13 protein-coding genes are annotated in these 14370 nt (G+C 65.5%); 9 read left to right on the top strand and 4 right to left on the bottom strand.

Annotated features, from left to right (window positions below; translation table 11 throughout):
- The first annotated feature begins 82 nt into the window (after positions 1-82).
- Positions 83-1213 carry a phosphoserine transaminase gene (gene serC, locus ACUYMZ_RS05785; protein WP_481602397.1) on the top strand — a complete coding sequence of 377 codons (1131 nt, stop codon included), beginning with the start codon at positions 83-85 and terminating at the stop codon, positions 1211-1213.
- A gap of 79 nt (positions 1214-1292) precedes the next feature.
- On the opposite strand, the gene ACUYMZ_RS05780 is transcribed toward serC, so the two are convergent.
- A complete protein-coding gene (locus ACUYMZ_RS05780) occupies positions 1293-1940 on the bottom strand; it encodes a DUF3027 domain-containing protein (protein ID WP_481602396.1) in 648 nt (215 codons plus the stop codon).
- 7 nt (positions 1941-1947) lie between these two features.
- Positions 1948-2331 (bottom strand): cold-shock protein, encoded by a 384-nt coding sequence (locus ACUYMZ_RS05775; RefSeq protein WP_216926040.1) that lies wholly within the window; start codon positions 2329-2331, stop codon positions 1948-1950.
- Positions 2332-2593: 262 nt separating this feature from the next.
- Between ACUYMZ_RS05775 and ACUYMZ_RS05770 the strand changes: the two genes are divergently transcribed.
- The 5 genes from ACUYMZ_RS05770 (at position 2594) to ACUYMZ_RS05750 (ending at position 10045) form a co-directional block, all read left to right on the top strand.
- Complete coding sequence (locus ACUYMZ_RS05770) at positions 2594-2809, top strand: hypothetical protein (protein ID WP_442423921.1); 216 nt, start codon at positions 2594-2596, stop codon at positions 2807-2809.
- Positions 2810-2925: 116 nt separating this feature from the next.
- On the top strand, positions 2926-5379 hold the full coding sequence (locus ACUYMZ_RS05765; protein ID WP_481602395.1) for a helicase-associated domain-containing protein: 2454 nt from the start codon (positions 2926-2928) through the stop codon (positions 5377-5379).
- A gap of 38 nt (positions 5380-5417) precedes the next feature.
- Positions 5418-7094 (top strand): DNA repair helicase XPB, encoded by a 1677-nt coding sequence (locus ACUYMZ_RS05760; protein WP_426006169.1) that lies wholly within the window; start codon positions 5418-5420, stop codon positions 7092-7094.
- Positions 7095-7280: 186 nt separating this feature from the next.
- Positions 7281-7754: a hypothetical protein gene (locus tag ACUYMZ_RS05755; protein WP_426006168.1), complete on the top strand. Its 474-nt coding sequence runs from the start codon at positions 7281-7283 to the stop codon at positions 7752-7754.
- 11 nt (positions 7755-7765) lie between these two features.
- On the top strand, positions 7766-10045 hold the full coding sequence (locus tag ACUYMZ_RS05750) for a multicopper oxidase family protein (RefSeq protein ID WP_481602394.1): 2280 nt from the start codon (positions 7766-7768) through the stop codon (positions 10043-10045).
- Positions 10046-10147: 102 nt separating this feature from the next.
- Here ACUYMZ_RS05750 and ACUYMZ_RS05745 read toward each other — a convergent pair whose 3' ends face one another.
- Together ACUYMZ_RS05745 and ACUYMZ_RS05740 are read right to left on the bottom strand one after the other, a co-directional pair.
- Positions 10148-10390, bottom strand: a complete 243-nt coding sequence (locus ACUYMZ_RS05745) for a hypothetical protein (RefSeq protein WP_426006166.1) — start codon at positions 10388-10390, stop codon at positions 10148-10150.
- A gap of 87 nt (positions 10391-10477) precedes the next feature.
- Positions 10478-11401 carry a LysR family transcriptional regulator ArgP gene (locus tag ACUYMZ_RS05740; protein WP_481602393.1) on the bottom strand — a complete coding sequence of 308 codons (924 nt, stop codon included), beginning with the start codon at positions 11399-11401 and terminating at the stop codon, positions 10478-10480.
- Positions 11402-11470: 69 nt separating this feature from the next.
- Here ACUYMZ_RS05740 and ACUYMZ_RS05735 point away from each other — a divergent pair, with 69 nt between their 5' ends.
- The 3 genes from ACUYMZ_RS05735 (at position 11471) to ACUYMZ_RS05725 (ending at position 14360) form a co-directional block, all read left to right on the top strand.
- Complete coding sequence (locus ACUYMZ_RS05735) at positions 11471-12121, top strand: LysE/ArgO family amino acid transporter (protein ID WP_481602392.1); 651 nt, start codon at positions 11471-11473, stop codon at positions 12119-12121.
- Positions 12122-12201: 80 nt separating this feature from the next.
- Positions 12202-12912, top strand: coding sequence for a response regulator transcription factor (locus tag ACUYMZ_RS05730; protein WP_426006163.1), 711 nt, complete (start codon positions 12202-12204; stop codon positions 12910-12912).
- Between the two features lie 2 nt (positions 12913-12914).
- Entirely contained in the window at positions 12915-14360 is a 1446-nt protein-coding gene (locus ACUYMZ_RS05725) for a sensor histidine kinase (RefSeq protein ID WP_481602391.1), read from the top strand.
- The last annotated feature ends 10 nt before the right edge of the window (positions 14361-14370 follow it).

Here is a 14370-nt window from a genome sequence, read left to right as displayed (position 1 = left end):
TCAGGCAGAATTGGGGAGTCGAAGGGGCAGCTGATGCCACCTGCCACCTCCCCATCTTTGACCGAAACACATTGGAGCCACCGTGAGCGACAACAGCATCACCATTCCCGCCGACCTGCTGCCCAAGGACGGCCGCTTCGGTGCAGGACCGTCCAAGGTCCGCCCGGAACAAATAGAAGCCTTGTCCGCTGCAGCGAAGAACATCCTCGGCACCTCCCACCGCCAGGCTCCGGTCAAGAACCTTGTGGGCTCGGTCCGCGAGGGCCTCAGCCAGTTCTTCCGCGCGCCCGAGGGCTACGAGGTTGTCCTGGGTGTGGGCGGATCCACTGCGTTCTGGGATGTTGCTGCGTTCGGCCTGGTGGAGAAGAAGGCCCAGCACCTCTCCTTCGGCGAATTCGGTTCCAAGTTCGCTTCGGCCACAAACAAGGCCCCGTTCCTGGACGAGTCCTCCATCATCAAGTCCGAGCCCGGAACGCGTCCCGCGCCCAGGGCAGAGGCCGTCGTGGACGTCTATGCCTGGCCACAGAACGAGACCTCCACGGGCGTTGCCGCGACGGTCAAGCGCGTGGACGGCGCCGATGAGGGCTCACTGGTGCTGGTGGATGCCACCTCCGCTGCCGGCGGCCTCGACGTTGATGTTGCGGAGTCGGATGTCTACTACTTCGCACCCCAGAAGAACTTTGCCTCGGATGGCGGCCTGTGGCTGGGCCTCTTCTCCCCCGCTGCCCTGGAGCGGGCAGCCCGCATCAAGGCCGGCGGCCGTTGGATTCCCGACTTCCTGGATCTCCAGACGGCCATCGACAACTCCAAGCTGAACCAGACGTACAACACTCCGTCCCTGACCACCTTGGTCACCTTGGACGCGCAGGTCCAGTGGCTCAACAGCAACGGCGGCCTGGACTTTGCCAGCAAGCGCACGGCCGATTCCGCCAGCCGCGTGTACTCCTGGGCCGAAGCCTCCGAATACGCCACGCCGTTCGTCGCCAACGCCGAGGAACGCTCAAACGTCATTGCAACCATCGACTTCGACGATTCGATCGATGCCGCTGCCATCGCCAAGGTGCTGCGCGCCAACGGAATCGTCGACACCGAGCCTTACCGCAAGCTTGGCCGCAACCAACTCCGGATTGCCACCTTTGTTGCGATCGAGCCGGACGACGTTTCCGCCCTGCTGGCGAGCATCGACTACGTGGTCGGGGAACTGAAGAAGTAAGAGCACACAAAAGCGGCGCTGGCCAGGATCTCCCGGCCAGCGCCGCTTTTGTGTTTATGGGCGTCAGGTTTGCTGAGCGTCAGTTTTGCTGGCCTTGCGGCGCGGCTTCAACGTCCTCAAATGCCGTGTCCGGCTCGTCGGACTCGTCGTCGTCGTCTTCGTCCGACTCAGCCTGGACCGCCTCGTCCTCGGCTGCCTGGACCGACTCCTCGGAGATTTCGTCGGTGGTCTCCTCCACCAGCGGCGTTTCATCTTCGGGCCGGACCCGTTTGGCCCAGGGCACCCACTCCGGCGCCAGGATGGAGTTGTCGGAGGGCAGGAGACCGAGTTCGCTGACGGTGACAACCTTGGAACGCGAATTGCGGGTCACCACTGCGAACCACTGCCAACCCCCATAACCGGGAAGCCTTGATTCGAAGAGGTGGGTCACCACGCGTTCACCTTCGGACTTTGCTCCCAGATGCTCACCGATCTCAGCCGGCTTTGCGATGGTCTGCACTGCCTCCCGGGCAACCCCGACGGCGGCAGCCAGGAAGGCGTCCGGCTTGCCTGTGCGCCACACCGGTACGCCTGCGCGCGGCTTGGCCGCGGCCGGCCTCCGCCCGGCGGCTGCCCCGTTTCCGGGAGCCGTCACGGTCCCAGGAGCCTGGCCGTCGGCAGCGGCGTCCACGGCGGTGGCCTGGACGTCCTCTCCGGACGTCGTGTCCTGCGCGGATTCCGATGTCATGGCGTTCCTAGGCTTCCAGCTCGTCGGCAACCTTGCGCAATGCCATGCCGATGGCCTTTGCCTTGTTGCCTTCGGGGTACTTGCCGGAGGACAACGTACCGGACAGGTTGTCCAGGACCGTCACAAGATCCTGCACCAGGGGTGCCAGATCCTTGGCGTTCATGCGCTTTGCCTTGGCAATGGAAGGAGTCTTGTCCAGGACACGCAGGCCCAGGGCCTGCGCGCCGCGGCGTCCGTCAGCCACGCCGAACTCCACACGCGTACCGGCTTTCAGCTCGGTGACGCCTGCGGGCAGGGACGTCTTGGGCAGGAAAACTTCCTGGCCGTCTTCGGCCGCGAGGAATCCGAAGCCTTTTTCCTTGTCATACCACTTGACCTTGCCGGTGGGCACCTAATCAACCTTCTTCGTTCTTGCAATGCGGAGACACGCCCAGCCACCACCGCATCCACAGGGTTCTGCGGGATCAGGAGTGACGGCTCGGTCCGTGTTGGTCTGTTCCTTCAAGGTTATCCTGCCTGGCCCCCTATTCCCGCTTCCCCGTGCCCGAACGCCGCCTGTCCCGGCCGGGCCACCGTCATGCCGGCGTCACAGTAGGCGCGGGATGCTGCGCTGACGGGGCGTGTGAAGTGGCCGCTGCTGCTAGCGTTGGGGTATGACTTCCCCGGGTTACCGCCGCCCTTTGACGATCATTGCCGCCGTGGTGGCAGTGCTTTCCCTGGCCGCTGTCGGAGCCGTGATGGCCATTGCATCAAGCGGCGGGCAGGCTCCCGCCTGGATCATGTCAACGGCCCTGTACGGCCTTCCGGTTGCGTTCATGCTGGCAGCAGTGATCCTGGTGGACGCCGTCCGCCAGCGCCGCCGCCACTAAGTTCCGCTGTCTGCCGGACACGGGCCGGACAGTTCGTAACCAGTCCCGTGCCGGGCGGCTGCGACCAGTAGCCACAGGACAGGCAGGACCGGCCCCATGGCGGTAACGTTGGATTGATGTCCCTCATTCGCGCGCTCAGCAAGGAACTGGAAGCGCGCAGCGACAATTCGCTGCGGGCTCTGTTTGCCGCGCGGCCGGACCTCATCACCCCCATGGCACCTGATTTCGCCGCCCTGGCTGCCCGGGCCAGCGCCCGGGTCAGCGTCCAGCGCGCCCTGGAGCGGCTCACCAAACCCGAGATGCAGGTCCTCGAGGCGCTGCACCTGTGCACCAACACCGACACGGGGCACAGCGTCCCGGCAGCCGGGCTGAAGAAAGTCATCGCCGGGTCCACGCTCTCGGCGCTCGAACCCATCCTGCTGAAGCTGCAGGAACTAGCCCTGGTTCACCGGGCCGACCCGCCCGCCGGATCGAACGGCAACCCGCGCCAGCGTTTCTACCTTCCTGTCGGCAGCCTGAAGGACGTGATCGGTATCTACCCGGCCGGTTTGGGCCGCAGTTATACCGAACTGGTCCGGCTCCAACCGGCCTTTGCACAGCGGGCGGTCCAGTTGGTGGGCGAACTCCACCAGCACGGCCTGGGGATCCAGCCGGCCAGCACGCCCATGGATGCGGCCCTTTCCCTGCAGCGGTGGACATCGACGCCTGAAAGCGTGCACGCCATCCTGTCCACAGCTCCGGAGCGGACGGCCGGCCTCCTGGAAAAGTTCGGCAGCTGGGCCATGGGCGCGGTTCCCCAAGCGCAACGGCGGGCCTCCGTGACCCACGAAAGTGCCGACGTCGGACCCGTTGACTGGCTGCTGGCCCGCGGTCTGCTGGTCCCGTTGGATGCCGGCCACGTTGAGTTGCCCCACAGCGTGGGGCTTGCCCTCCGGGGCGGCGCGATCGTGAACGACTTCACCTTGACTCCACCGGTCCCCGAGCTCGGGCACACCAGTGCGGCCCTGCGGCGGAACGCTGCGCTCGGCGCGATTGCCGAGACCTTGCGGTTGACCGGCGAGATCCTGTTTGCCGTCCGGGAGCAGCCCTTGGCCACGCTGCGCAGCGGCGGCGTGGGGGTGCGGGAACTGCGCAGGCTCGCCGAATCCATCCGCTGCGGGGTTCACGAGAGCGCCATCCTGCTGGAATTCTGTGCCCTGGCCGGCCTGTTACGGCTGGATGTGGACAGCTCCACGTGGGTGCAGCCGCCATCGCTCGAATGGCTGGCGCTGTCCCGCCAGGAGCAGTGGCTGTGGCTCGTGAACGCCTGGCTGGCCAGCGAGCGCGCCCCGTCCATGGTCGGCCAGCCAATCGGGGGCTCGGGAGGACACCAGGGGTCGGCCGCCACCACCATCAATGCCCTGTCCGCTGAGGCCCAACGGCCGGACGCACCGGTGGTCCGCCGCAGGGTACTGGAGATCCTCAACGAACTCACGGTGGAAGCGGCGGCCCCCGACGGGAAGGCACCCGTTCTGGACGCCCGGGCAGTTCTTCAACGGGCCGAGTGGGCGCAGCCGAGGATGTCACGGCGTTTCAGTTCGCTGGTGCGCGGCATTCTCGAGGAAGCGACGCTGCTGGGCCTGATGGGGTCAGGGGCCTTCACCCAGCCCGGGTCGGCAATCGCCAACGGCCAGCCCGAGGAAGCCCTTGCGATCCTCGGCGAGCACCTCCCCGCTGCCGTGAACCACATCCTGCTGCAAGCGGACCTCACCGCAGTGGCGCCGGGCTACCTTGCGCCCGAGCTCAGTGAAACCCTGCTGCTGATGGCTGACGCTGAAGGACAGGGTCCGGCATCCATCTACCGTTTCTCTGCCGGATCCATCCGCAGGGCGCTCGACGCCGGCCAGGACGCCGAATCGCTGTTGACGTTCCTTCGCGAGCACTCGGCCACCGAGGTGCCCCAGCCGCTGGCGTACCTCGTGCAGGACACTGCCTCACGCCACGGCCGGCTGCGGATCGGCAGCAGCGCCAGTTTCATCCAGAGCGATGACGAGTCCGCGATCGCCGAACTGCTGCTTGAGGCCCGGACGTCAGTCCTCAGCCTGGTGCGCATTGCCCCGACCGTGCTGACGTCCTCGGCCAGCCCCCGCGAAACCGCCCGCGTCCTCCGCGAGCTGGGACTCTCACCTGCCGTGCAGGAGGCCGAACCCGCCGTCGTGCGCTTCAAGCGGACCACCGCGGTGCCAGGCAGCGGCCGCCCGGTCTACAATGCTCCGCGGACGGCTCCGCCGGATGACGACGTCGAAGCGCAGTTGTCGGTCCTGCGGCAACATCGCGGGGTCCCGGCTGACGGAACGGGCGAAGCGTCCACCCAACTGGGCCTGGAGACCCTGCGGAAGGCGATCCGGCTCAAACAGGCCGTCACCATGAACGTGGTGGACAGCTTGGGGAATGCCAACACGGAGACAGTTGTTCCTGTTTCCGTCTCCGGTGGGCGCGTCAGGGTCTTCGACCCGGGCAAGGACACCGAGCGGGTACTGTCCATCCACCGGATCATTGATGTTGAACCCGCAGGAGACCTGCACACCTAACAGCGCTCCCGGGATGCCGGGATAGTGAGGAACCAAGAGTGACCGACGGTCCGCTGATCGTACAGAGCGACAAAACCATCCTGCTGGAAGTCGACCATGAGCTTGCCACCGAGGCGCGGCACGCCATTGCGGCCTTCGCGGAGCTCGAACGCGCGCCCGAACACATGCACAGCTACCGGCTCACGCCCCTGGGCCTATGGAACGCGCGGGCGGCAGGCATCGATGCCGAGCAGGTCCTGGACACGCTGCTGAAGTATTCACGGTTCCCGGTTCCGCATGCTTTGCTCATCGACATCGAAGAGACCATGTCCCGCTATGGCCGGCTGCGCCTGGAAAAGGATCCCCAGCATGGGTTGGTGATGCGCACGGATGACTACCCGGTGCTGGAGGAAGTGATCCGGGCCAAAAAGATCGCGCCGCTGCTGGGACCCCGTATCGACGGCGAAACCGTGGTGGTGCACTCCTCCCAGCGCGGCCAGTTGAAGCAGCTGCTGTTAAAGCTCGGTTGGCCCGCCGAGGACCTGGCCGGCTACGTGGACGGGCAGCCGCACCTGATCATGCTGGACGAGTCCGGTTGGCAGCTGCGGCCCTACCAGAAGGTGGCCACGGAAAACTTCTGGGCCGGCGGCAGCGGCGTCGTCGTCCTTCCCTGCGGGGCGGGCAAGACATTGGTGGGCGCCGCAGCCATGGCGACGTCCTCCACTACCACGCTCATCCTGGTAACCAACACCGTGTCGGCGCGCCAATGGAAGGATGAACTCCTCAAGCGCACGTCCCTCACGGAGGACGAGATCGGCGAATACTCAGGGGCTGTCAAGGAAGTCCGGCCCGTTACTATCGCCACGTACCAGGTACTCACTACCAAGCGTGGCGGCCTTTACCCCCACCTGGAACTGGTGGACGGCCACGACTGGGGCCTGATCATCTATGACGAAGTCCACTTGCTCCCCGCCCCCATCTTCCGCATGACAGCGGATCTGCAGGCCCGGCGCAGGCTGGGCCTCACCGCGACGCTTGTCCGCGAGGACGGGCGGGAAGGCGAGGTATTCAGCCTGATCGGCCCCAAACGCTACGACGCACCGTGGAAGGACATCGAATCCCAGGGTTACATCGCCCCTGCCGACTGCGTGGAAGTGCGGGTGGACCTCCCCCGGGATGAACGCGTTGCCTACGCGATGGCCGATGATGCGGACAAATACCGGCTCTGCGCCACGTCCGAAACCAAGACCGGCCTGGTGGAACGGATCGTGGAAGCCCACCGTGGGGAACAGCTGCTGGTGATCGGGCAGTACATCGACCAGTTGGACGAGATCGCCGAACGGCTGGACGCACCGCTGATCAAGGGCGAGACCAGCGTCAAGGCGCGGCAGAAACTCTTCGATGCTTTCCGTGCCGGAGAGATCCAGACCCTGGTGGTTTCCAAGGTGGCCAACTTCTCGATCGACCTTCCCGAGGCCTCGGTCGCCATCCAGGTATCCGGTTCGTTCGGATCCCGCCAGGAAGAAGCCCAGAGACTTGGCCGGCTCCTGCGTCCCAAGAAGGACGGCCGTGCCGCGCGGTTCTACTCCTTGGTGGCCCGTGACACCCTGGACCAGGAATTTGCCGCGAAACGCCAGCGCTTCCTGGCCGAACAGGGCTACGCCTACCGGATCATGGATGCCAAGGACATCGGCAACGACGTAGGGACCGGGCGCGATACAGGAACGGATGAATAACCCGCTTCCCCTTGCCAACAATCTCCAGCAACTTTACGATTCGGAATGTAGCTCTCCGCCCGAATGGGCTGCCCCTGGTCCAGGCAGCCCGGCGGCCAGTCGTCGGCAGTGGGGGTAGCCCGCAGCCAGGGTGCCGGCGATTCAAGGCCTTGAAGAATCTGTGAAGTCATTGCCAGAGGATTCCCCATGCGTAAGACCCTCCTGGTCCTTGCGGCCATCATCTTGTTGTCATCACTTGCCCAATTGTTGTTTGCCGGATACTTCCACTTCCAAAACACCATCGAAGCCCAGCGTGAAGCCGGGGTCTACCACGTGGTGAACGGCCAGTATGTGCTGCGCTATACGGCCCTGCTGGCGGTCATCGTTGCCGCGATCGCCCGGCTGGGTTCCAGGACCATCTGGCTTGCTGCCGGGATCTTCCTGCTGACCTGGTTCCAGTTGTTCATCTTCATCATCGGCGGAATGCTCACCGGTTCCTCCGAAGATTTCATTACGCCGTCAGGCTCCTGGGTGGCAGCAATCCACCCAGTCTCCGGATTGCTGATCATCTTCATGTCCTACTGGCTGTTCAACCGGGCACGAGCCGCTGCGCTCAACCCGCAACCACTGCCGCCGAGGACCACGTCACCTGATGCTTCGGCATCGTCCGCTGCTTCCTGACCTGCGCGGCAGTGAACACCGCGCAGTTGCTGGCAGCTGACCTGGTGCTGGCGGTCGCGGCCGCCGCCACCTGGACGGCCGCTGCTTGGCAGACGGTCTCTGCCACCTCACCACGACGCCCCCGCCTGCCCCTTGCGGCGGACGATGGGCCGACGGTGGGGAACCGGCCGGTGCCGGCCGGGCCGGTGACGTCCGGGCCGGCAGTGGGGGCCCGGCCGGCAGTGGGGGCCGCGCCGAGGGCGGCGAACCGGCCGGCGGACATTGCCCTGCTGCTGACTGCCGCCGCCGTGATTGCCACGACGGCCCGGTATGCCCTGCTTCCCGCCTTGGCGGCGGGCGGCTGGTGGTTTGCGAACGAGCGCATCACCATCAGCCTGCCCCTGACCGCCCTTCCCGCGGCTTGGGCCGCGATGGCCGGTGTTCCGTACTTGCTGAGGAGACGGAACACCGGCTCGGACTCTCACGAAGGCGCCGCCCCACCTGCCATCGACGGCGCCCCGGGAAAGGAAGCGGCAGTCCTCTCGCTGACAGCGGCGGCCGCTTCTGCCCTGGCTTCCCTGGCCGTGATCCTGGTGCTGGGCCCGTTCCCGGCTCCATGGACGGTGGTCGTACTGCTGCTGCTGACCGCAGGGGTGGTTCTGCTGGTGCGGCTTGCCCTCTTCAGCGGCACATCCCGGAAGAAGAACACGGGCCTTGCGGCCCACACATCCGTTCGGCGACCTGTTGGGGCGCGGCGTGAACTGGGGTGGGGTGGATTTGGGCGGCGGGGCCGCCCCAAGCCCGCTGCAGCCCTGGCAGGACTGATGGCCTGCACCCTCCTGGGGTCCGGTGTCTTCGCGTGGCTTGGCAGCCGCTCGGCCGATGGCGCCGTGATCGCGGCAGCCGTGGGGCATCACGACGGCGGGACGGCACCGACCTTCGTTGGTCCCACGCCGGTGACTGCCCTCCTGGGCAACGCGCCCACTGACGCCGTGGTCCGCCGTTACGAGGTCACCGCCCGGACGGAAACAGTCACCTTGCCATCCGGGCAATCCACCGAAGCGTGGACGTTCGGAAGCCTGCCGGGCCCTGCCCTGGAAGCAGACCTCGGCGACGTCATGGAAGTCGAACTCAAGAACCGCGACGTCGCTGCCGGAGTGACGCTCCACTGGCACGGCTACGACGTTCCCAATGCCATGGACGGCGTAGCCGGGGCAACGCAGGACGCTGTGGCTCCGGGAAAATCGATGACCTACCGTTTCGTGGCCGCACAACCGGGTACGTACTGGTATCACACGCACCAGGATTCAGCCGAGGGAGTCCGCAAAGGGCTCTATGGCACGTTCGTCGTGCACGACCCGACCTTGCCGCGCGCAGACAAGGACATAGTGGTGGCCGGACACGACCTCGACGGTCTGGGGATGCTGGGCTCCTCAGACCGTACCAGCGAACATGGGGCGGTGCCGGGCTCCACCGTCCGGGTCCGCCTCATCAACACCGACTCCCTGCCGCAGCGATACCTGGTGGAGGGCACTAAGTTCAAGGTTTCGGCGGTGGATGGTACTGCCGTGAACCAGCCACCAGACGTCTCAGGCAAGCTCCTGCGTATCGGCGCCGGTGGCAGGATCGACATCGACTTCACGATGCCCGCTGCCGCGGTGACCATCCGTTCGGACTCTGCGGCCAGCGCCGCCGTCGTCGTTTCACCAGGGCCTCCCGCCGGCAGTCCTCCCGGGGAGCCGGCCGGCAGTTCTCCCGGTCAGCCGGCCGCGGGGCAGCCGGCTGAGGCGATTCCGGCCTCAGTGTTTTCCACGACTCCCGTGCTGGACCTGCTCCATTACGGAGTCCCTGCGGCGGACGCCAAGACCATTCCGGATATCACCCGGGAGGAAGTCGTGGTGCTGGATCGTCAGTTCCGGTTCGTGGACGGCGTGCCGCGGTACGCCTTCACTGTCAACGGTGCTGCCTATCCCCTGGTGCCTGCCATGGAAGTGGCCATGGGCGACACCGTCAAGGTCACGGTGGTCAACAGGACCGCCGAACCCCATCCCATGCACCCCCATGGCCACCACGTGCGCGTCCTCAGCAGGAACGGCCAAGCTCCCACCGGTTCGGCGCTTCATCTGGACACTGTGGATGTCCAGCCCGGCGAGGTTTGGGAACTACTCCTGGAGGCCAACAATCCCGGCATCTGGATGGACCACTGCCACAACCTGGAGCACGCCGCAGAAGGCATGATGATGCTGCTCAAGTACGAGGGAGTGTCGTCGCCGTTCGTGCACGGTGGGCACGCGAACAACCGCCCCGAGTAGGCAGCCGATCGCTGCGGCAACCGCATCTTGGGCTGGTCACCGATCAGCGCGCAGGCGGCCGTCAGGCGACGGCCGTCAGGCGACGGCCGTCAGGCGCGGCCGTCAGGCGACCAGGCGAAGGTGCCCCTGGACGGCTACTTCCTCAACCACTGCCCAGCACTCATCGTCATGGAGCTGGAGGTTGGCGAAGCGTTCGGCGGAGGCCTTGTCTGCGAACTCCTCCACCCGCGTGAGGCGGGAGTGGCAGTCGAAATAGCACACGTGGTACTCGTAGGCTTCCGAACCGGCCGGTGTGGTCGGCGCGTTCTTTGATGCTTTGTTGTTGGGAACTGTTTGCTGTGCCATGTCTTCAGTGTGGATGGGGGCACTGACATTTTTTGAAGCATCCGTGGGCGTGTTCAAAATTTGGCGGGATTTACCCGCCTGGCCCCTTCAGGCCTTGCGAAGATACCGGCCGGACACCTTCCGGACAGTCTGGCTCAGCACATCAAGCACCACTGATTTCGTCTTCCATCGCTGCCAGTAAAGCGGTACGTCAAACGGACGTTCAGGGGCAAGCTCGATCAACCGGCCATGGTCGATGTCCTGCCGGCATTGGACCTCCGGAATGAGTCCCCAGCCCAGGCCCAGCCGGATGGCATCACCGAAGTCCTGCGAAGCCGGCACGTAGTGGCGCGGGCCCCGGCGCTCCATCCGTCCTGCACCGGGTGCCGTGGGCCACGAAGATACGAAGGCCCACTGGTAGGTGTCCTTGCGGTCAAAGTCCACCGCCGGGACTGTGTTGAGGACGGCACCGTCCAGGCCGCCGGGAAAGCCAGGAAGCCAGCGCTGGATGTAGCGGGGAGCCGCCACAGCCCGGTAACGCATCACACCGAGGCTTTCCACACGGCAGCCCTGCACGGGGTCCGCCGTCGCAGTGACAGCTGCCATGACGGTTCCCGAGCGCAACAACGCCGTGGAGTGCTGTTCGTCGTCCCGGTGGAGGTCGAAGGTCACCCCAAGGTCTTCGGGTACCTCGGCCAGGGCCTGGAGGAACCATACGGCGAGGGAATCTGCGTTGACCACGATCGGCAGGGCGGGTTGGGGACCGTCGGAGGCCAGTCCCAGTTCTGCTCCGGCATCGGCTTCCAACTGCGCCACGTGGTGGGCAAGCCGCAGCACAACCTCCCCCGCTTCCGTGGGCCGGGCAGGGTTGCTGCGCTGGAGCAGAACCCGCCCCGCCGACTGTTCCAAGGCCTTGAGCCGCTGGGAGACCGCCGAGGGCGTGACGTGGAGCTGCCGGGCAGCGGCATCCAAAGTGCCTTCCGCAATCACGGTGGCGAACGTCAGGAGCTGTTCCGATGGAAAGTGTGGCACAAGAATATCTTATGTTGCTGAAGTTTCTTTAGCTGGTCTAATGAGTGGGTGCTGCCTAGCGTTGACAACGTGATAGCTCCGGAACTCCTTCATGCAGCAGGCCTCGGCCTTGCCACAGGTCTTGCCCTCATCGTCGCCATTGGCGCACAAAACGCCTTCGTCCTTCGCCAGGGGATCCTTGGTCAACACGTCGGAGCCATCGTGGCCGCCTGCGCACTGTCCGATGCCGTCCTTATCGCCGCCGGAGTCTTCGGCACAGGTGCGCTGATAACGGCAGCGCCTGCCGCCGTCGTGGTTTTGCGTTATGTGGGCGCGGCGTTCCTGGTGACCTACGGCCTCATGGCGGCCCGGAGGGCATTGCGGCCGCAGGCCCTCACCGCTAAAGGCGACCCCGCACAGGACGGGAAACCCGCCACGGGGTCAGCGCGTTGCGGACTTGCCGCGGCCCTCGGGACGGTCCTCGCGCTGACGTGGCTCAACCCGCACGTATACCTGGACATTGCACTGCTCGGTTCGCTCGCGAACGCGCAGGGCAGCCCGCTGCAATGGTGGTTCGGCGCAGGGGCCATGGTCGGAAGCATCCTATGGTTCTGTTCGCTGGGCTTCGGTGCCAGGTTCCTGCGGGGATTCTTCGCCAAACCGCGGTCGTGGCGGTTCCTTGACGGCGGCATCGCCGTGACCATGGTTGCGCTTGGCGCCGGATTGGCTTTGGGCGGTTAGGGCGTCCGGCAGGCGACCACGCAGTTGCCTCACATACAGCATCCAGATAACTCACAGAAACTGGGAGCATCATGGGTGTCATGAAAAAGAACGGCCCCGAAGCCAAGCTCCTTGTCGTGGATGACGAACCCAACATCCGCGAGCTTCTCTCCACCTCCCTGCGGTTCGCAGGCTTCGAGGTCGTGGCTGCGTCCAACGGCCGCGAAGCCCTGACCGCAGCAGACACCCACTCCCCCGACCTCGCTGTCCTGGACGTGATGCTTCCCGACATGGACGGCTTCACGGTCACGCGCCGGCTCCGGGCAGCGGGGAAGCACTTCCCCGTCCTCTTCCTGACGGCCAAGGACGACACCGAAGACAAAGTCACCGGCCTCACCGTGGGCGGCGACGACTACGTCACCAAGCCGTTCAGCCTGGATGAAGTAGTGGCCCGCATCCGCGCGGTGCTCCGCCGTACCCAGCCACTGGAAGACGACGACGCCGTCATCCGCGTCGACGACCTTGAACTGGACGACGACGCCCACGAGGTCCGCAGGGGCGGAACGGTGATCGAGCTTTCGCCCACCGAGTTCAAACTCCTGCGGTACCTCATGCTGAACCCCAACCGGGTGCTGTCCAAGGCACAGATCCTGGATCACGTATGGGAATACGACTTCAACGGCGACGCCTCGATCGTTGAGTCCTACATCTCCTACCTGCGCCGCAAAGTGGACATTGACCCAGACGCCGCAGCCCTCATCCAGACCAAGCGTGGCGTTGGTTACGTGCTGCGGACGGCAGAGAAGCGCTGACCTTGCTGCAACGCTGGAAATCGGCGTCGCTGAGGTCCCAACTCGTCGCCATCATCATGGGATTGCTCCTGCTCGCCCTGGCGGCAACGGGAGCCGGTACACTGACGCTCGTCAAGAGCTACCTGCAGGGCCAGGTTGACGACAAACTGAAGGCCGCGGTGGCGCTGGCACAGGACCAGCAGTCGTTCGACAAACTCTCCGAGCCCAATCCCGCCGTTCCCACCGATTACTCGCTCACGCTCTACGTGCCCGGGCTCGATCCCTACCCGTTCGGCGGAAGGTCCAACGACCGCCCCGCGATCGCCAGTATCACTCCCGCCGAAGCGAAGGCCCGCGGCAACACCCCGTTCCAGGTCGCCGGTACTACCGGAAGCAACTGGCGCGTGGTGGCAGTGGGCGTCGTTGCCAACGGCCAGAACGGCGTTGTCATCATCGGGCTGCCACTGACGCCCGTGGACAAAGTCATGGAACACGCCGTCCTCGTGGTGGTCGGCGTGGGGCTCCTTACTTTGGTGGCAGCCTTCTTCATTGCCACCTGGACTGTGGCCAGATCGTTCCGGCCCTTGGCCCGGGTGGAAAAGACCGCTGCCGCCATTGCCGCCGGCGATCTGTCCCGGCGTGTGGAAATCGATAATCCAAACACTGAGGTCGGACGCCTGGGCGGCTCCCTGAATGCCATGCTGGCCCACATTGAGGCGTCCTTCGCAGCACGCGCAGCTTCCGAGGCGCGCATGCGGCGCTTTGCCGCCGATGCATCCCACGAACTCCGGACTCCACTGGTGACCATCCGGGGATTCTCCGAGCTGTACAGGCATGGCGCCCTGGCCACCCCCGAGGACATCTCAACCGCGATGGGACGCATCGAGAGTGAAGCCAAACGCATGGGTTCCATGGTGGAGGACCTGCTGTTGCTGGCCCGGCTGGACGAACAGAGGCCCTTGCAGCTCAAACCGGTGGACCTGCAGCTATTAGCCCACGATGCCGTAGTGGACACCCGGGCAACCTCGGGCGCCCGGACCATCACGCTGGTGGGCCTTGACGGCTCGTCCCCGGCACCGGCACCGGTCCATGGCGACGAAGCCAAGCTCCGCCAAGTCATCGGAAACCTGGTGGGCAACGCCCTGCGCTACACGCCGGAGGACAGCCCCATCGAACTTGCCGTCGGGGTGCGGACCACCCAGGACGGCGCCGCATCCGTGATCGAGATCCGCGATCACGGTGCCGGCATCCCTGATTCGGAAACCAGCAAGATCTTTGAGCGCTTCTACCGCGCCGATACCTCCCGCACACGGGATACCGGCGGAAGCGGGCTTGGCCTGGCGATCGTGGCTGCCATCGTGGGCAGCCACGGCGGGACCGTACGGGTCACAGAGACCGACGGCGGCGGTGCCACCCTGGTGGTCAGCCTCCCCTTCCGGGAAGAGCCGGCAGAGCTGTTATCCACATAGCGGCGAAAGC

The organism is Arthrobacter sp. T572, from assembly GCF_056780115.1.
The sequence above is the reverse complement of the archived record's forward strand: the minus strand, read 5'-3'. Positions and strand labels throughout refer to the sequence as shown.